The 17,651-nt window shown below is 70.5% G+C and carries 14 protein-coding genes; 11 read left to right on the top strand and 3 right to left on the bottom strand.

Translation table 11 applies throughout. From position 1 onward, the window contains the following. Positions 1 to 275: 275 nt before the first annotated feature. The 4 genes from ACIBST_RS05940 to ACIBST_RS05925 all read left to right on the top strand — a co-directional run bounded on the left by ACIBST_RS05940 (position 276) and on the right by ACIBST_RS05925 (position 4,331). Positions 276 to 2,978 (top strand): nitrate- and nitrite sensing domain-containing protein, encoded by a 2,703-nt coding sequence (locus ACIBST_RS05940; protein WP_397169488.1) that lies wholly within the window; start codon positions 276 to 278, stop codon positions 2,976 to 2,978. Further along, a complete protein-coding gene (locus ACIBST_RS05935) occupies positions 2,978 to 3,400 on the top strand; it encodes a roadblock/LC7 domain-containing protein (protein WP_352321436.1) in 423 nt (140 codons plus the stop codon). The genes ACIBST_RS05940 and ACIBST_RS05935 overlap by 1 nt, the downstream gene beginning before the upstream one ends. A 66-nt stretch (positions 3,401 to 3,466) precedes the next feature. Continuing rightward, positions 3,467 to 3,781, top strand: a complete 315-nt coding sequence (locus ACIBST_RS05930; RefSeq protein ID WP_229824241.1) for a DUF742 domain-containing protein — start codon at positions 3,467 to 3,469, stop codon at positions 3,779 to 3,781. Further along, the gene (locus ACIBST_RS05925) at positions 3,762 to 4,331 is read left to right on the top strand and encodes a GTP-binding protein (RefSeq protein ID WP_397169485.1); all 570 of its coding nucleotides are present in this window, start codon (positions 3,762 to 3,764) and stop codon (positions 4,329 to 4,331) included. The genes ACIBST_RS05930 and ACIBST_RS05925 overlap by 20 nt, the downstream gene beginning before the upstream one ends. Here ACIBST_RS05925 and ACIBST_RS05920 read toward each other — a convergent pair. Together ACIBST_RS05920 and ACIBST_RS05915 are read right to left on the bottom strand one after the other, a co-directional pair. Next, a complete protein-coding gene (locus tag ACIBST_RS05920; protein WP_397169484.1) occupies positions 4,325 to 5,284 on the bottom strand; it encodes an SIS domain-containing protein in 960 nt (319 codons plus the stop codon). The genes ACIBST_RS05925 and ACIBST_RS05920 overlap by 7 nt on opposite strands. After that, entirely contained in the window at positions 5,281 to 6,390 is a 1,110-nt protein-coding gene (locus ACIBST_RS05915) for a hypothetical protein (RefSeq protein WP_397169483.1), read from the bottom strand. The genes ACIBST_RS05920 and ACIBST_RS05915 overlap by 4 nt, the downstream gene beginning before the upstream one ends. Before the next feature lie 546 nt (positions 6,391 to 6,936). On the opposite strand from ACIBST_RS05915, the gene ACIBST_RS05910 reads away from it, so the two are divergent. The 4 genes from ACIBST_RS05910 (at position 6,937) to ACIBST_RS05895 (ending at position 10,759) form a co-directional block, all read left to right on the top strand. Continuing rightward, positions 6,937 to 8,058, top strand: coding sequence for a spermidine/putrescine ABC transporter substrate-binding protein (locus ACIBST_RS05910; protein ID WP_357971184.1), 1,122 nt, complete (start codon positions 6,937 to 6,939; stop codon positions 8,056 to 8,058). Between the two features lie 107 nt (positions 8,059 to 8,165). Continuing rightward, complete coding sequence (locus tag ACIBST_RS05905; RefSeq protein WP_397169482.1) at positions 8,166 to 8,924, top strand: ABC transporter permease; 759 nt, start codon at positions 8,166 to 8,168, stop codon at positions 8,922 to 8,924. Further along, the gene (locus ACIBST_RS05900; RefSeq protein WP_397169480.1) at positions 8,917 to 9,723 is read left to right on the top strand and encodes an ABC transporter permease; all 807 of its coding nucleotides are present in this window, start codon (positions 8,917 to 8,919) and stop codon (positions 9,721 to 9,723) included. The genes ACIBST_RS05905 and ACIBST_RS05900 overlap by 8 nt, the downstream gene beginning before the upstream one ends. Next, positions 9,710 to 10,759: an ABC transporter ATP-binding protein gene (locus ACIBST_RS05895; protein WP_397169479.1), complete on the top strand. Its 1,050-nt coding sequence runs from the start codon at positions 9,710 to 9,712 to the stop codon at positions 10,757 to 10,759. Before ACIBST_RS05900 ends, ACIBST_RS05895 begins: the two co-directional genes overlap by 14 nt. On the opposite strand, the gene ACIBST_RS05890 is transcribed toward ACIBST_RS05895, so the two are convergent. After that, positions 10,753 to 11,358, bottom strand: coding sequence for a TetR family transcriptional regulator (locus tag ACIBST_RS05890; protein WP_352350268.1), 606 nt, complete (start codon positions 11,356 to 11,358; stop codon positions 10,753 to 10,755). The two genes, ACIBST_RS05895 and ACIBST_RS05890, sit on opposite strands and share 7 nt — an antisense overlap. 128 nt (positions 11,359 to 11,486) lie before the next feature. On the opposite strand from ACIBST_RS05890, the gene ACIBST_RS05885 reads away from it, so the two are divergent. From ACIBST_RS05885 to ACIBST_RS05875, 3 genes are all read left to right on the top strand, one after another. After that, positions 11,487 to 12,758: a glycosyltransferase gene (locus tag ACIBST_RS05885; RefSeq protein ID WP_397169477.1), complete on the top strand. Its 1,272-nt coding sequence runs from the start codon at positions 11,487 to 11,489 to the stop codon at positions 12,756 to 12,758. 18 nt (positions 12,759 to 12,776) lie between these two features. Further along, on the top strand, positions 12,777 to 14,174 hold the full coding sequence (locus ACIBST_RS05880; protein WP_397169475.1) for an aminobutyraldehyde dehydrogenase: 1,398 nt from the start codon (positions 12,777 to 12,779) through the stop codon (positions 14,172 to 14,174). Positions 14,175 to 14,425: 251 nt separating this feature from the next. Further along, a complete protein-coding gene (locus ACIBST_RS05875; RefSeq protein WP_397169473.1) occupies positions 14,426 to 17,647 on the top strand; it encodes a nitrate- and nitrite sensing domain-containing protein in 3,222 nt (1,073 codons plus the stop codon). The last annotated feature ends 4 nt before the right edge of the window (positions 17,648 to 17,651 follow it).

Genomic DNA, 17,651 nt, shown 5'->3' with positions numbered 1-17,651 from the left:
CTGGGAGAGACCTGGCTGCTCCTCCCGTGTTATGCGCTTGGAACGCGCTAAACGCCCATATGTGGACATATGAAGGTATAGAGGGTTATTTCTGGTTGGACGGAAGGCAAGATGGGGCTCCAGCTTTCGTCCCACTGGGCACAGAAGTTGAATTACGCACCGATATGTGCGGCTGGCCACCTCCGCTTAGGATGTGTTCCAATTACCCGCACTTGCTGATTTCTCCCAAGGGCCACAGCCCTGACAAATACGCCGATTCGGGCGAGGTGCGTTCGGTGACAACACAGCTGGGCGAGCGGCAGGCCGTCGAAGGCAACTGGCGCCTGCGCAATTGGCGCGTACGTGCGCGCCTGGTCGCCCTCATCCTGGTGCCGACCGCCGCCGCCGTGCTGCTGGGCGGCGTCCAGGTGCTGTCCTCGACGGGCGCCGCCGCCGACTACGACCGGACGAACCGATTAGCCGTGCTGTCGGAGCAGGTGGGCGACCTGACCCACCAGGTCGCCGGCGAGCGGGCCAAGACCGCCTGGTACATCGCCAGGAACCGGCCCGTGAACGGGCTCGGCGGCGTCCGGTCCCAGATGGACCAGGTGGACGTCGCCATCAGGGACGTACGCGGCACCGCCCAGCAGATCCTGGCCGACGTCGAGGGCCGTACCGCCGACCAGATCGAGAACATGCTCAGCCGCCTGGACGACCTGACCTCGCTGCGCGAGCAGGCCATGGACGCCGACCTGCTGCCCGGCCCGGCCGTCGACCTCTACACGACGGTGATCGGCGACCTTCTCTCCATCCACACCGAACTGATCAAGGGCAGCTCCGACGACGAGCTGTTCCGCCAGACCCGCATGCTGGACGGCCTGGCCAGGGCGAAGGAGAGCGTCTCCTACCAGCAGGCGCTGCTCACCACCGTCCTCGTCGAGGGCGCCTTCGGCCAGGACCAGCTCAAGCGCTTCCTCGGCGAGCTGTCCGCCGAGACCGCCGAGCGCAAGGGCTTCGCCGCCGAGGCCACCGCCGACGAGCGCCGCTTCTTCGACGAGACCGTCAACGGCCGCAGCGCCGACCGCATGCTGTTCCTGCGCGAGCTGGTGCTCATCAGGGCCTCCGCCTCGCTGCCGCTGCGCGGGCTGGACCTGGCCAAACGCGACGACGCCAAGGAGTGGTTCGACGCCTCCAACGTCGTCGTGGACTCCATGCGCAAGGTCGAGCAGCGCCAGGCCGCCGGGATCGTCGCGCGCAGCGCCACGCTCAGCGCCGAGGAGCAGCGGCGGGCGCTGGTCATCGCGGGCGCGGTGCTCGCGCTGCTGGTCGCCGTCCTGCTGATCACCACCGGCGTGGCCAGGTCGCTGGTCCGGCCGCTGCGCAGGCTGCGCGGCGAGGCGCTGGAGATCGCCGGGCGCCGCCTGCCGGACTTCGTCCAGCACCTGCGCGAGTCGCGCGACGGCGCGGTCGACGCCGAGGTGCCGCCCATCGGCATCTTCTCCAAGGACGAGGTCGGCGAGGTCGCCCGCGCCTTCGACGAGGTGCACCGCGAGGCCGTCCGGCTGGCGGGCGACGAGGCGCGGCTGCGCTCCAACGTCAACGCCATGTTCGTCAACCTGTCGCGGCGCAGCCAGACCCTGGTCGAACGGCAGCTCACCCTGATCGAGCGCCTGGAGCGCGGCGAGCGCGACGACGAGCGGCTCGGCGACCTGTTCAAGCTCGACCACCTGGCCACCCGCATGCGCCGCAACAGCGAGAACCTGCTGGTCCTGGCCGGTCAGGAGGCCGCGCGCAAGTGGAGCGAGCCGGTCGAGCTCATGGACATCGTGCGCGCGGCGCTCGGCGAGGTCGAGAGCTACGACCGGGTCAGCGTCCAGGCGCAGTCGGACGTCGCCATCGCCGGGCAGGCCGTCACCGACGTGGTGCACCTGCTGGCCGAGCTGGTGGAGAACTCGGTCTCGTTCTCCTCCAAGGACACCAAGGTGATCATCTCCAGCAGCCGCATCGACGGCGGCGGGCTGATGGTCTCGGTGACCGACAACGGCATCGGCATGACCCCCGAGGAACTGGCCGAGGCCAACTGGCGGCTGGCCCACCCGCCGGTCGTGGACGTGTCCGTGTCGCGGCGGATGGGGCTGTTCGTGGTCGGGCGGCTCGCGCTGCGGCACAGCATCAAGGTGCAGCTCCGCCGCCAGGACATCGGCGGGCTGACCGCGATGGTGCTGATCCCGGAGATGCTGCTCGCCGCCGTGCCAGGCGCGGTGGCCGGGCCCCTGAACGGCTCGATGGCCGCGGCCGCGCACGCCCCGGCCATGTCCGCCATGGGCCGCCCGGACCAGGTGCGCCCCGAGCGCTTCCAGAGCCCCGACCCCTTCCGAAGCGCCGACCCCTTCCAGAGCGCCGACCCCTTCCACAGCGCCGACCCCTTCCACAGCGCCGAGCCTGTCCAGAGTGCCGAGCCCTTCCACAGCGCCGAGCCGTACGCGCCGCCCACGGCCCCGATGCCCGCCTACGGGCACCCGTCGTTCGACCCCATGTCGGCCGCGTCCGAGTCGTCGTGGTTCACCTCGTCCGCCTCGCAGTCGGTCGAGCAGCCGGAGCCGTCCGGCGGGTCGTACCCGTCGTTCGCCACCGGGCCCCAGCCGGCCGGGGCCGAGCCGGCGGCCGGGAGCGAGTTCCTGCCGATCTTCGCCTCGGTCGAGGAGAGCAGCTGGTTCAGCAAGGCCGCGCCGACCGCCGACCGGCGGGACCCGGCCTGGTCCTCGCCCGCCGACCAGGGCTGGCAGGCGGCGAACACGACCGCCGAGCCCGCCCAGGGCGGCACCACGAACTCCGGCCTGCCCAAGCGCACGCCGCGGGCGAATCTGGTGCCGGGCGCCGCGGTTCCCCAGCCGCCGCCCGCGCCGGTTCCGCCGCCGTCCCCCGACCGGCTGCGCAGCCGGCTGGCCAGTTACCAGCAGGGCGTGCGCAAGGGCCGAGCCGAGCTAGAGGAGGACTGATGAAGGAACTGAGCCAGGGGGCCAGGGACATCAACTGGCTGGTGAGCGCGTTCGTCGAGGAGGTGCCCGGCGTGGCCCACGCCGTGGTCGTCTCCGCCGACGGCCTGCCGATGGCCTTCTCCCGCGGCTTCCCCAAGGACCGCGCCGACCAGCTCGCCGCCATCGCGGCCGGGCTGGTCAGCCTGACGCAGGGGTCGGCGCGGGTCTTCGAGGGCGGCGGCGTCACGCAGACCCTGGTGGAGATGGAACGCGGGCTGCTGCTGGTGATGTCGATCAGCGACGGGTCGTGCCTGGCGGTGCTGGCCGCGCCGGACTGCGACATGGGCCTGGTGGCGTACCAGATGACGATTCTGGTCGAACGCACGGGGCAGGTGCTGACCCCTGCCGTACGGGCGGAGTTGTCATCCGCGCGCCCCTGGTGATGGGAGTGGACGTTGGCATCGTGGCATGACGGGGAGCCGGAGCCCCAGCGCAGCTCGCTGGTGCGCATGTACGCCGTCACCGGCGGCAGGACGGCGCCGCGCACCGGCCTGGCCATGGAGGCGCTGGTCTCGTCGGCGACCTCGGCCCGGCTCGGCATGACCTACACCCGTGAGTACCGCGCGATCAGCGAGCTGTGCCGCCAGGTGCGCTCGGTGGCCGAGATCTCCGCGCTGCTGGCCGTGCCGCTCGGCGTGGCGCGGGTGCTGGTCGCCGACATGGAGGCCGACGGGCTGGTCAAGGTCTACCAGCCGCAGCTTGAGGCCGGGCTGCCGGACCGCAGGCTGCTGGAGAGGGTCCTGAGTGGACTTCGCCGGCTCTAGCCCAGCGCTCACCTCGACGAAGATCGTCGTGGCGGGCGGGTTCGGCGTGGGGAAGACCACCTTCGTCGGCGCGGTGTCGGAGATCGTGCCGCTGACGACCGAGGCCGTGCTGACGGACGCCTCCTCCGGCATCGACGACCTCGCGCACACGCCGGGCAAGTCCACCACCACGGTCGCCATGGACTTCGGCCGCGTCTCGCTCGAACGCGACCTGATCCTCTACCTGTTCGGCACGCCGGGCCAGCACCGGTTCTGGTTCATGTGGGACGACCTGGTGCGCGGCGCGATCGGCGCGGTCGTGCTGGTGGACACCCGCCGCCTGGCCGACAGCTTCCCGGCCGTCGACTACTTCGAGGAGGCCGGGCTGCCCTTCGTCGTCGGCCTGAACGGCTGGGACGGGCGGTTCCCGCACGTGGAGAGCGAGGTGCGCGAGGCGCTCACGCTCTCACCGCAGGTGCCCATCGTGCGCACGGACGCCCGTGCCCGCCAGTCGGTCAAGAACACCCTGATCACGCTGCTCGAACACGTGATCGGCGCCCGCCCCTACTGAGGGTTCCACCAGTAGGCGGCCACCAGCTCGGCCACCAGCGTCTCGGTGAGCAGCGCCACGCCGGGGTCGTCGTCGTGCGCGTAGCGGATCGCCGCCGCCGCGTCCTTCACCTCGCCGCCCACGGAGATCACCGTGGAGCCGCGCTCGCGCACCCAGTCCATGGCCTGCTCGTCGTAGCGGGAGCCGGGGAACAGCAGCGCCCGGTAGTCGAGGGTCTTGGTGAGGTAGACGTCGACGTGCGACCAGTCGCCCGCCTCGCAGGCGTCGGCCGCGCGGCGCGGGCCCTCGCGGAACATCAGCGCCGACTGCTCGGCCGACGACAGCCGCTCGGCGGGGGCGATCGTGTAGACGCCGTGGGGCCCGTCGAGGAGCTCCATGGTCAGCGGGAGCCAATCGTCGCGGCGGTCCAGGAGGTCGCGGGTGGCCTCGGCGGCCCGGGTGAGCAGCGCGGGCAGGTCGCCGCCGGCCCCGGTGAGCCGGGCTTCGAGCGCCAGCAGCAGGGCCAGGGTGTGCTGGAACGTCCGGCAGGCCACGCCGCCGCGCTCCTCGCCCGCCTCCATGGGGACGACCAGGTCGGCCGCCTCGGTGACGGGTGAGCCGGGCACGTTGGTGATCGCGGCCACGTACGACGGGCCCCCGGCGTAGCGGGCGAGGGCGTCGAGGGTCTCGCGGCTGCCGCCGGTGGCCGAGATCGGTACGACCAGCGTGTGCGGCCCGGCCGGGTAGGTCGCCGCGGCCGAGGCGTAGTCGGCGTAGGCGTCCACGCCGGCCGCGCGCAGGCGCAGCGCCGCCACCCCGGCGGCGTACCGGGAGCTGCCCATGCCGAGGAACAGCACCCGGCGCACGCCCTCGGGCAGCCCGGCGAAGGGGTCGGCCGCGCGCAGCCCGTCGGCGAGGGCGGCCAGGGCGGCGGGCTTGGCCTCCAGGTCGGCCAGGTAGAGCTCGGGATTCACGGCAGGTTCTCCTCGGGGTACCAGGTGCGCAGCACGCCCATGGGGGCGTAGCGCCAGCGGGGCAGGTGGCGGGCGGCGTAGATCAGCTCGCGGCACTCCTGCTCGACCTCGAACGGGCGGATCAGGGTCTCGTCCAGCAGATCGGACCGGCCGAGGCCGGACAGGCGGTCGCGGTAGGCGTCCAGCAGGCCGGCCCGGGACCGCGCCGCCCAGGCCGCGGCGTGGGCGGGCGGGGTGCCCCGGCGCCTGACGGCGACCTGGGCCACGTGCTCCAGGCTCGTGGTGAGCTGGGCGACGTCCCTGGCGGCCGGCTGGCGCACGCCGGTGTCGGCCACGGTCGGGTTGCCGTCGAAGTCGATCACGGCGTAGCCGTCGCGCCACCGCAGGATCTGGCCCACGTGCAGGTCGCCGTGGATCCTGATCACCGGGCCCGCGAAGCCGGCGCGCAGCGGCTCCAGCTCGGCGGCCAGGGCGCCGGCCCGCGCGGCCAGCCACTCGCCGTCGGCGCCGCCGGTGAGGGCCAGCGCCTCGGCCAGCGCGTCCGCGGCCCGCGCCGCCGGGTCGGCCTGCCGCGCGGACGAGCCGCCGGGCAGGGTGGACAGCGCGACGTGCAGGTCGGCGGCCAGCCGGCCGAGCTCGCCGGCGAACTGCGTGCCGCCGGACTCGGCCTCGTCCACGCACCACTCCCAGCCGTCGCGCGCGTCGGGCAGGTAGCCCGTCACCAGCGCGAGCAGCTCCTCGCCGGCGTCCGAGGCGCGGGTCAGGGCCAGGTACGGGGGCGCGGTGCCGGTGAAGCCGACCTCGACGAGGTGGGCGAAGATCTCGGGCGTCGGGTGGGGGAGCGGGACCGGCGGGGCCAGCCACTTGACGACCATCCGCTCGTCCACCACGACCGAGTGGTTGGTCTGGTCGACGTGCGGCCCGAAGCCGCGCTCGGCGGCCGTCGCCGCGAGGACGGGAAGGTCATGGAACCGGCGGACGGCGAACGGGGGCGGCGGGTCGTGCGCCAGCGCCCGCAGCAGGCTCGTGGACAGGCCGTGATCCCGGTCGGAGACGGGCTCCACCGCGAGGGCGGCGAGCCGGGGCGCAATTGAATCCCAGTTCAACAGATTGACCATGGTTCCCGATCGACGTGTGGAAGGAAGTCTCGCTCAAGTTGATATCCGCTGCAACTTCGCCCTCTTCTGAGCCCGTCCGCGCATTAGGGGAAAAGCGCCCGCCGCCGGTCAGGAGGGTACGGCCCCGCTCCCGGTGCTCACTCCTGTCTCCCGGGCGAAGCCTTCACTGACGGGGCGGGCGCCACGTGCCGGCGACCGGCATCCCGCTTCGGATGGATCCCGATCCTTCGCCCGTTTCCTGAGCACCCGCCAGGGATCGCGCGCTCCCGAGCCGATAGATTACGGCTGGGAGAGATGGCGCGAAGAGCGCGGCCCAAAGGCGGTCCGTACGCGAGGTGAGAGGTCCCTCACGGACCGGGATGAGGCGACTCCGTTATTGAATCTCGATTCAACACTCTGATCAAACTTCCTGGTAGCAATGTCGGGAAAAGTCTTGCTCATGTTGATTTCTGCTGCAACACTCCTGCTCTGGTCTGCCGTGTCCAGTAAGGTCGCGCGACCCCTCAATCCTCAGCACCAGAAGGAGTAGCGGCCGTGTCCCGTAACCGGTTCACCCGTCGTCTTCCGGCCGCCGTGGCGGTGGCCGGCCTCGCGCTAGCCGTCGCGGCGTGCGGCGGCGGGTCGTCGAGCAGCTCAGACGGCACGACCGCGGCCAAGGCCGAACAGCTCCAGCCCAACGCCGACCTGACCAAGCAGTCGCTCCAGGTGACCGTCTGGCCGGGCTACACCCCGGAGGAGCTGCCCGAGAAGGTCAAGCAGCAGCTCAAGGTCAAGGAGATGGGGATCACCAACCACGACACGAACGAGCTGGCGATGGCCAAGCTGACCGCCTCCGGCGACAGCGGCATCGACGTGGCGTTCGTGTCCGGCCAGTACGCCCAGGCGCTCAACGCCCAGGGCCTGCTGGAGCCCATCCACGCCGAGCTGATCCCCAACCTGGCCAATCTCTACCCCGAGGCCACCCAGCTCTCCTACGACAAGGGCAACAAGTACTCGGTGCCCTACACCTGGGGCACGACCGGCATCTGCTACCGCAGCGACCTGGTGAAGACGCCGCCGACGAGCTGGAACGACATCCTCAAGCCCGCCTCCTGGGCCGAGAAGAAGGTCACCATGATGACCACCGAGCGCTGGCTGGTCCTGCCCGCGCTCAAGGCGCTCGGCTACTCGGTCAACACCGAGAAGGACGAGGAGATCGCCAAGGCCAAGGAGCTCCTGGTCTCGCAGAAGCCGCACCTGCTGCGCTACGACGACACCACCTTCGGCGACCGGCTGAAGTCCGGCGAGGCCATCATGGTCGAGGCGTGGGACGGCTGGTGCCCGACCACGGACGAGAAGCAGAACATCAAGTTCGTGGTGCCGAAGGAGGGCAGCGACCTCTGGGTGGACACCATGGTGATCATGAAGTCCTCCAAGAACAAGGAGGCGGCCCACGCCTTCATCAACATGATCCTCGACCCGGAGATCCACCGCTGGGCGGCCGAGAACATCAACTACAAGGTCCCCAACAAGGCCGCCATGGACAAGGTGACCATCCCCAAGGGCTCGCTGCTGGACATCAAGCCGGCAGAGCTGCTCAACGGTGAGTCGATCATCGACCTGGGACAGGCGTCGACCAAGTTCAGCCGCCTGTCGCAGGAAGTCACGGCCGGATAGTCGTTGGTGCAGTGAGATCCGAGGTCAAGGCCCGGCCGGTGTCCCGTAAGCGGGGTCGCCGGCTGGGCGCGTTCGTTTTCCTTTCGCCAGGTCTGACGTACCTGGTCGTGCTCCTCCTCGTGCCGCTGGCGCTGGTGCTCAGCTACACCGTCTTCCAGCGGGGGCGCTTCGGGGGCATCGTCTACGAGTTCACGCTGGAGAACTTCCAGCGCCTGTTCGACTCGCTCTACCTGAACGTCGTGGGCGACTCGCTGAAGATGGCGACGATCGCCACCCTGATCGCGTTGCTGCTCGGCTACCCGACGGCGTACCTGATCGCCCAGCTCCCGTCGAAGTGGAAGACGATCGCCCTGGTGGCGATCGTGCTGCCCTTCTGGACGAACTTCATCATCCGCGTCTACGCGTGGATCATCATGCTCAGCAGTCAGGGGCTGCTCAGCTCACTGCTGGGCAAGGAGATGGAGCTGCTGTACACCCAGGGCGCGATCGTCACCGGGCTGCTCTACTCGTACCTGCCGCTCATGGTGCTGCCGTTGTACTCATCGATCGAGAAGCTCGACCCGCAGTTGCGCGAGGCGTCGGCGAACCTCGGGGCCTCGGCGTTCACCACGTTCCGGAAGGTGACGCTGCCGCTGACCCTGCCCGGCGCGCTGACCGGGGCGATGTTCGTGTTCGTGCCGAGCTTCGGCAACTTCGTCATCCCCGAGATGCTCGGCGGCAACAAGTCCATCATGGTGGGGAACCTGATCCGCAACCAGTTCCTGGTCGCGCGCGACTGGCCGTTCGGCTCGGCGCTGGTGCTGGCGCTGATCGCGGTGCTGATCCTGCTGCTGCTCGTGCAGGCGTGGGCGGCCCGCCGTGCGTAGACCCAAGCTGCTGTACGTGCCCTTCTGGGCGACCTACGCCTTCCTGTACGTGCCGATCATCGTCCTGGTCGTCATGTCGTTCAACTCCGGCAAGTCGGCCTACACCTACGAGGGCTTCAGCCTGAAGTGGTACGGCGAGCTGGCCGCCGACGAGAAGATCAGAGAGGGCCTGGTCAACACGCTGATCGTGGCCGCGGGCTCGACGGCGATCGCCACCGTGCTCGGCACGCTGCTGGCCGTCGGCCTGGCCCGGTACACCAGGTCGAAGATCCTCGACGCGATCTCGCTCATGCCGGCCGTGCTGCCCGACCTGGTGCTCGGGATCGGGCTGCTGGTCCTGTACGCCATGATCAACACCTTCCTGGCCCAGTGGGACGCCCAGTTCGCGCTCGGCCTGCCCACGGTGACCATCGCGCACGCCGTGTTCTCGATGGCGTTCGTCGCGGCGGTGGTGCGCACCCGGCTCACCAACGCCGACACCTCGCTGGAGGAGGCCTCGCGCGACCTGGGTGCCGGGCCGGTGGTCACGTTCATGAAGGTCACGCTGCCGCAGCTGGTGCCGGGGATCGTCGCCGGGGCCCTGCTGGCGTTCACGCTGTCGCTGGACGAGTTCGTGATCGCCTTCTTCACGATCGGCAACGCCGAGCCGACGCTGCCGATCGTCATCTACTCAATGGTTCGTTTCGGGGTGACCCCGAAGATCAACGCGCTGGCCGCGATCCTGCTCCTCGTGAGCTTCACGGCGGTGATCGCCGGGCAGCGGATGACCAAGATCGGGAAATCACGTGCTCAGGATTGACGGGGTCACCCGCAGGTTCGGTGACGTCACCGCGCTCGACGGCGTCTCGCTGGAGATCGAGCAGGGCGAGTTCTTCGCCCTGCTCGGGCCCTCCGGCTGCGGCAAGACCACGCTGCTGCGCATCATCGCCGGGTTCGAGACGCCGGACGCCGGCGCGGTCACGCTCGACGGCGAGGACCTGCTGTCCAAGCAGCCCAACCGGCGGCCGATCAGCCTCATGTTCCAGTCGTACGCGCTGTTCCCGCACATGACCGTGGCCAAGAACGTGGCCTACGGCCTGGAGCGGGAGAAGCTGCCCCGGCAGGAGATCAAGCAGCGGGTCGGCGAGGTGCTGGAGACCGTGGGCCTGTCGGCGCACGCCTCGCGCAAGCCCGCCCAGCTGTCCGGCGGCCAGCGGCAGCGGGTCGCGCTGGCCCGTTCCATCGTCAAGCGGCCGCGGCTGCTGCTGCTCGACGAGCCGCTGTCGGCCCTGGACAAGAAGGTCCGCGCGGACATGCAGCTGGAGCTCAAGCGGCTGCAGAGCGAGGTGGGCATCACCTTCGTGGTCGTCACGCACGACCAGGAGGAGGCCATGTCGCTGGCCGACCGCATCGCGGTCTTCGACAGCGGCACCGTGCGCCAGGTGGACGCCCCCGTGGCCCTGTACGAGCGCCCGCGCTCGCCGTTCGTGGCCGACTTCGTCGGGGCGAACAACCTGTTCGAGGGCGTCTGCACCGGCCTGGACGGGATCAAGAGCGAGGAGTTCGGCATGCTGGCCGGCACCCCGCTCGAAGACCTGGCAGCCGACAGCAAGGCGCTGCTCGCGGTGCGGCCCGAGAAGATCGAGCTGGCCGACGAGAACGCGGCGCGGGGCCTGAAGGGCAGCGTCCTGGACGTGAGCTTCTACGGCGGCGTCTCGCACATCTCCGTGGACGTGCCGGGACGGGCCAAGCCCGTGCTCGCCGCGGTGCAGGGGGCGAGCACGGTGCAGCCCGGCGCCAAGGTGAAGGTGCGCTGGGAGGCCCAGGACGCCGTCATCATGGCGGTCGATCAATGAGCCAGGTCGTTGCCCGTCGCCGCCCGCGCGTACGACAGGATCAGCTCGGCCGCCTCGTCGGGGCCGATCAGCGGATGCCTGGCGGTGATGCGGTAGCCGTAGGCGTCCTCCAGGGCCACCAGGTTGCGCGCGACGGTCACGGAGTCGGCCGTCAGCCGGAAGACCCCGAGCGCGGCCCCGGTGTCCAGGATCGCCTGGTACATCGAGACCTGGCGGTCGTACAGCGAGGTGAGCAGCACGCCGTAGACCCGGTTGCGGCCCGCGGCGCCGCCCAGCTCGTTGAGCAGGCGGACGTCGGGGTCGAGCGGCCCGGTCGGCAACCCCGACCGGATCGTGACGACCAGCTTCTCGACCGGGTCGGTGAAGTCGGCCAGGCGGCGCATGCGCAGCTCGTAGAACCGCTCCATGCCCGCGTGCTGCGCCTCGACCAGCAGTTCGCCCAGGTCGGGGTAGTGGTAGAGCACGGCTCCGGAGGTCAGACCGGCCTCCTCGGCGACGTGCGAGAGCTGTACACCGTCGATGCCGTGGCGGATGATGGCTCGGCGCGCGGCCTCGATCAAGTCGATGCGCCGGTCACTACGGCTTTTGCGCTGGGCCACGACCACCACCCCCCGTGCGTTTGGTCACCATTCAGATCGGCCGTGACCATAGTGCACTTAACTTGCCCTTCACGCTAGATGAGTATTTGAATTCCTCTTCAATTTGACGAGTTCCCCCGGAGTTCACGATGTCCCTCACCATCCTGTTCATGCCAGAGAGCGCGTACGGCCCCACGAACAACTGCATCGGCATCGGCGACATTCTCCGCCGTCGCGGGCACCGCGTCGTCTTCGCCGCGGAGTCGTCCTGGAAGGGCAAGCTCGAAGCGCTCGGCTTCGAGGAGGACCTCGTCGACCTGGCGCCGCCGCCCGAGAACGCCGAGGAGCAGGACGCCGGCCAGTTCTGGAAGGACTTCATCCGCGAGACCGCGCCGGAGTACCGCAAGAGCACGCTGGAGCAGCTCGACACCGTCACCAAGCCCATCTGGGACTCCCTCATCGACGGCGCCAAGTACTGCGAGCCGCAGCTCAAGGCCATCATCGAGCGCGTGAACCCGGACGTGATCGTCGAGGACAACGTGATCACGTTCCCGGCGCTGCTCACGGCGGGCAAGAAGTTCGTCCGCATCGTCTCCTGCAACCCGCTGGAGGTGCGCGGCGAGAACGTCGCGCCGGTCTTCTCCGGCCTGCCCGCCGACGACCGCTCCGGCTGGGACGCCTTCCGCGCCGAGTACGAGCGCACCCACCGCGAGATCTGGACCGCCTTCAACGAGTGGTGCGTCGAGCAGGGCGCCGCCCCGCTGCCCGACCTGGACTTCATCCACGAGGGCGACCTGAACCTCTACGTCTTCCCGGAGATCCTCGACTACACCGACGCCCGCCCGCTCGGCCCGAGCTGGCACCGGCTCGACTCCTCGGTGCGCGAGACCGACGAGGACTTCACGCTGCCCTTCCAGCGCAACGACGGCTCGCTGATCTACTTCTCGCTCGGCTCGCTCGGCTCCTCCGACGTGGAGCTGATGCAGCGCGTGATCGACATCCTGGCCGGCACGCGGCACCAGTACATCGTCTCCAAGGGCCCGCTGCACGAGGAGATCAAGCTCGCCGACAACATGTACGGCGCCGAGTTCCTGCCGCAGACGAAGATCATCCCCCTGTGCGACCTGGTCATCACGCACGGCGGCAACAACACCACCACCGAGGCGGCGCACTTCGGCAAGCCGATGATCGTGCTGCCGCTGTTCTGGGACCAGTACGACAACGCCCAGCGGGTGGACGAGCTGGGCTACGGTGTCAGGCTTTCGACCTACACCTTCACCGACGAGGAGCTGACCGGCGCCGTGGAGCGCCTGCTCGGCGACACCGAGATGCGCGCGAGGCTCGCCGCGGCGGGCGAGGAGATCCGCCGCCGCGACGGACTGCGCAAGGCCGCCGACCTGATCGAACAGCTCGGCCAGTAGGGATTTCGAGGACTTTCCATGCGTGAACTGATCAACCCCGCCACCGGCCTCCCGTGCGCCGAGATCGCGGACACCCCGGTGGCCGACGTGGCGGCGGCCGTCCGGACCGCCCGGGGCGCGTTCGAGGAGTGGGCGCAGACCACCCCCGCCGAGCGCCAGCGGCTGCTGCTGCGCCTGGCCGACCTGGTGGAGGCCGACGCCGAGGAGCTGACCCGGCTGGAGGTGGAGGAGACCGGCAAGCCGGCGGCCGTCTTCAGGGACGGCGAGCTGCCCTTCGCCGTCGACAACCTGCGCTTCTTCGCCGGCGCCGCCCGCTCGCTCGAAGGGTCGGGGGCCGGGGTGTTCAGCGCCGGTTACACCTCGGTGCTGCTGCGCCGTCCGGTCGGGGTGGTGGGGTCGATCGCGCCGTGGAACTTCCCGTTCGTCATGGCGGTGTGGAAGGTCGGCCCGGCCGTGGCCGCCGGGAACGCCGTGGTCATCAAGCCGGCGCCGCAGACGCCGCGGACGACGCTGCGCCTGGCCGAGCTGTTTGCCAAGGCGGGCGCGCCCGAAGGGCTCGTCCAGGCGGTCACCGGCGACGCCGAGGTCGGCCAGGCGCTGGTGACCGACCCGGGCGTGGACATGGTCAGCGTCACCGGCTCGACCGGCACCGGCCGGGCGGTCATGACCGGCGCGGCGGCCACGCTCAAGCGGGTGCACCTCGAACTCGGCGGCAAGGCGCCCGCCCTGGTCTTCCAGGACGCCGACCTGGCCGAGATGGCCCGCGGCGTGGCCATGGGCGCCACGTACAACACCGGCCAGGACTGCACCGCGGCCACCCGCGTCTACGTCGCCCGCGAGATCTACGACGACGCCGTGGAGGCCATCCGGGCGACGCTCGCCGAGATCACCGTGGGCGACCCCTGGGACCCGGCGACCGACATCGGCCCGCTGATCTCGGCCGCCCACCGCGAGCGCGTGCACGGCTTCGTCGCGCGCTCGGGCGGACGGATCGTGCACGGCGGCGCGCCCGTCGAGGGCCCCGGGTTCTTCTACCCGCCGACGCTTGTGACCGATGTCGCACAGGACAGCGAGATCGTCCAAGGTGAACTTTTCGGACCGGTCCTTGTGGCGCTGCCGTTCGACGGCGAGGACGAGGCCGTCCGGCTGGCCAACGACACCCCCTACGGGCTGGCCTCGTCGGTGTGGTCGCGCGACGTCGCGCGGGCGATGCGCGTGTCGCACCGGCTCGACGTGGGCGTGACCTGGGTGAACGATCATCTGCCGATCGCCAGCGAGGCGCCGCACGGCGGCGTGAAGGGCAGCGGGTTCGGCAAGGACATGAGCCAGGAGGCGGTGCAGGAGTATTCGGTGACGCGTCACCTCATGGTCAAGCACGCGGCGCCCGTGGAGCGGGATTCGTTCCGGCCCGCCTGAAAACGTGTACGGCGATATGACGCCCAAAGTGTCGCTTTGGGTGCATTTAGTGGGAAATGTGCGGTTGGCCGTCTGGTACGGACTGTGTTCCAATTACCCAGCCGGACAGAATCCCATGCGCCACACGCGTGTCTGATTTCTTTCGAGCACGTACCGGCGAGAGGTAGCGAGAGTCAGTGAGGACGGAAAACCCCAGGCACACGAGGTCAGGGGAGTACACAGGCGGAAGGTTCCGGCTGGGGAACTGGCGTGTGCGCTCGAGGTTGATCGCGCTGATCCTCATCCCCACCATCGTGGGCGTGCTCCTCGCGGGCGTGCAGCTCGCCAACGCCATCGGGACGAGCTCCGAGTACCGCCGGCTGACCCAGGTCGCCGAGCTGGTGCAGCGCATCGGCGGGCTCAACCACGAGCTGGCCAAGGAGCGCACGCTCACCGCGTGGTACGTCACCGACCAGTCGAAGGCGGGGCGTTTCGTCCAGCTCAAGACCCAGCGCGCGGCCGTCGACGCGGCCAAGAAGAAGGTGCTGGCCTCGGCCAACGCCATCGACGCCGCGCACTCGGCCCGTATCCGCGACGGCGTGGAGAACATGCGCCGGTGGCTCACCGGCCTGGACAGCCTCCGCACGTCGATGGTGGCCGAGGGCGTGCCCCCGCGAGCCGCGATCACCACGTACACCACCATGATCGGCGTCTTCTCCGCGATCCAGGGCGACCTGGGCGACGGCGTGAACGACGACGACCTCCAGGGTGACGTGGCCGCCCTCGGCTCGCTCCAGCGGGTCAAGGAAGAAGTCTCCAGGCAGCAGGCCATTCTCATGATCGCGCTCATTGAGCGTGAGCTGGACTACGACGACCTGTCGGAGTTCCTCGGCTCGTGGAGCCGCCAGCAGGCCGAGCTGACCGCCTTCGAGCGGGAGGCCGACCCGGCGGACCTGCGGGCGTACCAGAAGAGCATGCGCGGGCCGGACATCGACCGCGCCGACGCCATGCGGCAGCGCGCCCTGGCCCAGGTCCGCGAGTACAACCGGATCCGTGACCTCGACGTCACCTCCGCCCGAGACCTGAGCCGCTGGTACGACAGCACCACCCTGGCCGGCAACACCATGCGCAAGGTCGAGGACTCCCTGGCCACCAAGATCGTGACCAGGGCCCGCGAGCTGAGCGACACCGAGCAGCGCAACGCCATCATCAGCGGCGCGACCATCCTCGTCCTGCTGCTGCTCGTCCTGATCATCACCACCCGGGTGGCCGGTTCGCTGGTCCGCCCGCTGCGCCGGCTGCGCGCCGAGGCGCTCCAGGTGGCCACCACCCGGCTGCCCGAGACCGTCCGCATCCTGCGCGAGTCCGGCGACGGCGCGCAGATGCCCGATGTGCCCTCGGTCGGCGTCAACACCCGCGACGAGATCGGTGAAGTGGCGCGGGCCTTCGACGAGGTCCACCGCGAGGCGCTCCGGCTGGCCGGCGACGAGGCCAAGCTGCGCGCCAACGTCAACGCCATGTTCGTCAACCTCTCCCGCCGCAGCCAGACGCTGGTCGAACGGCAGCTCCAGCTCATCGAGGGCCTGGAGCAGGGCGAGGAGGACGAGCAGCGGCTCGCGAACCTGTTCCGCCTCGACCACCTGGCCACCCGCATGCGCCGCAACAGCGAGAACCTCCTGGTCCTCGCCGGCCAGGAGGCCGCGCGCAAGTGGAGCGAGCCGGTGCCGCTGGTCGACATCGCCCGCGCCTCGCTGTCGGAGGTCGAGAACTACGAGCGGGTCCAGATCAAGATCCCGTCCGGCACGCTGATCGTCGGCCCGGCCGTCACCGACGCCGTCCACCTGCTCGCCGAGCTGATCGAGAACGCGATCTCCTTCTCGCCGCGCGAGAGCAAGGTCGAGGTCTCCAGCGTGGCCGCCGACGGCGGCGTCATGATCTCCATCAACGACCTGGGCATCGGCATGAGCCCCGAGGAGCTCGCCGAGGCCAACTGGCGCCTGGCCAACCCGCCCGTCGTGGACGTCGGCGTCTCCCGCCGCATGGGCCTGTTCGTGGTCGGCCGCCTGGCGCTGCGCCACGGCATCCGCGTCCAGCTCAGCATGCGGGAGACCGGCGGCCTGAGCGCGCTGGTGATGATGCCCGACATGCTCATCAGCGGCGGCGCCGGCATGCCGCAGCAGCCCGGCAGCCAGTACGAGGCGTTCACCACGTTCGACCCGAGCCAGTTCGGCGTCGCCGCCGCGCCGGCCGAGGCGAGCCAGAACGGCGCCCCCGTCTCCGCGCCGGACGCGGCCGACCGGGTGCTGGACACGCAGTGGCCGGGCTCGCTGCCCGCCCCGGGCACCGGCAACTGGCCGTCCTTCGCCGACGAGCCGGCCCAGGAGGAGACCCGCTGGGGATCCTTCGGCGAGGAGCCGGGCCGGGACGAGCCGCGCTGGCCGTCCTTCGCCGAGGAGCCCAAGCCGTCCTTCCCCGACGAGCCCAAACCCTTCTTCGCCGACGAGCCCAAGCCGTTCTTCGCCGACGAGCCGCCCGCGGCCCCGCCGGCGGCCCAGCCCGAGCCGCAGCCGCAGTCCCCGTGGGGCGAGCAGCGCTGGCCCTCCTTCGCCGAGCAGCCGCCGCCGCTGCAGGACGACGAGCCCCGCTGGCCGTCCTTCGCCACCGAGCCGCCGCAGAGCGGGACGGAGGAGCCCCGCTGGTCCTCCTTCGGCTCGCCGTCCTTCGGCGACACCTCGCTCGGCCAGTCGGCCTTCAACGAGGAGCCGCCGCGGCGGTCCCTGTTCGAGTCGGTCGACCCGCCGCGCCCCTCGGCGTTCGGCGAGGAGCCCTACCGCGCGGCCTTCGGCGACCTGCCGGGGTTCGGCGCGGAGGAGCCCAAGCCCGCCGACCAGTACGAGCAGAGCCGTCCGGGCGCCTACGGCCCGTTCGGCCAGGGCGACTACTCCTCCCAGGACCTGACCGGCCCGCTCCCCGTGGTGCGGACCTCGCCCCTGGAGGAGCAGAGCGAGGAGTTCCTGCCGATCTTCTCGTCCGTCGGCTCGGACTGGTTCCGCAGGCCCGACCCGGAGCAGCTGCGCCAGCAGGAGCACGAGCAGGAGCACGAGATCACCGCCGTGCACCCGCCCGTGCCCGCCGACCCTCCTGCCGCCGCGCCGCCCGCCGCCCCGGCGGTGGGCCGGTCCGGGCTGCCGCAGCGCAGGCCCGGCCAGTCGGGCGCCGGCGCGTCGTGGTCCTCGCCCGCCGACTCCGGTTTCCAGGCGGCCCAGGCCGCCGCGCAGCCCGCCCAGGCCGGCACGACGTCCTCGGGCCTGCCGCGCCGGGTGCCCAAGGCCAACCTCGTGCCCGGTACGGCCAGTCTCGCCGAGCCGCAGCCCACGTCACCGCCGCCGCAGATCTCGCCCGAGCGGTTGCGCAGCAGGCTCTCCAGCTTCCAGCAGGGAGTGCGGCAAGGCCGCGCGTTCACCCGCGGCGAAGAGAATGAGGAGGACAAATGAGAGA

Source organism: Nonomuraea sp. NPDC049684, assembly GCF_044465345.1.
Lineage (GTDB): Bacteria > Actinomycetota > Actinomycetes > Streptosporangiales > Streptosporangiaceae > Nonomuraea.
The sequence above is the reverse complement of the archived record's forward strand: the minus strand, read 5'-3'. Positions and strand labels throughout refer to the sequence as shown.

What these genes read in the sequence shown, in the direction of transcription:
- ACIBST_RS05935 (WP_352321436.1), top strand. Translation starts at nt 2,978, where the DNA reads ATGAAGGAACTGAGCCAGGGGGCCAGGGACATCAACTGGCTGGTGAGC.
- ACIBST_RS05930 (WP_229824241.1), top strand. Translation starts at nt 3,467, where the DNA reads ATGTACGCCGTCACCGGCGGCAGGACGGCGCCGCGCACCGGCCTGGCC.
- ACIBST_RS05885 (WP_397169477.1), top strand. Translation starts at nt 11,487, where the DNA reads ATGTCCCTCACCATCCTGTTCATGCCAGAGAGCGCGTACGGCCCCACG.
- ACIBST_RS05880 (WP_397169475.1), top strand. Translation starts at nt 12,777, where the DNA reads ATGCGTGAACTGATCAACCCCGCCACCGGCCTCCCGTGCGCCGAGATC.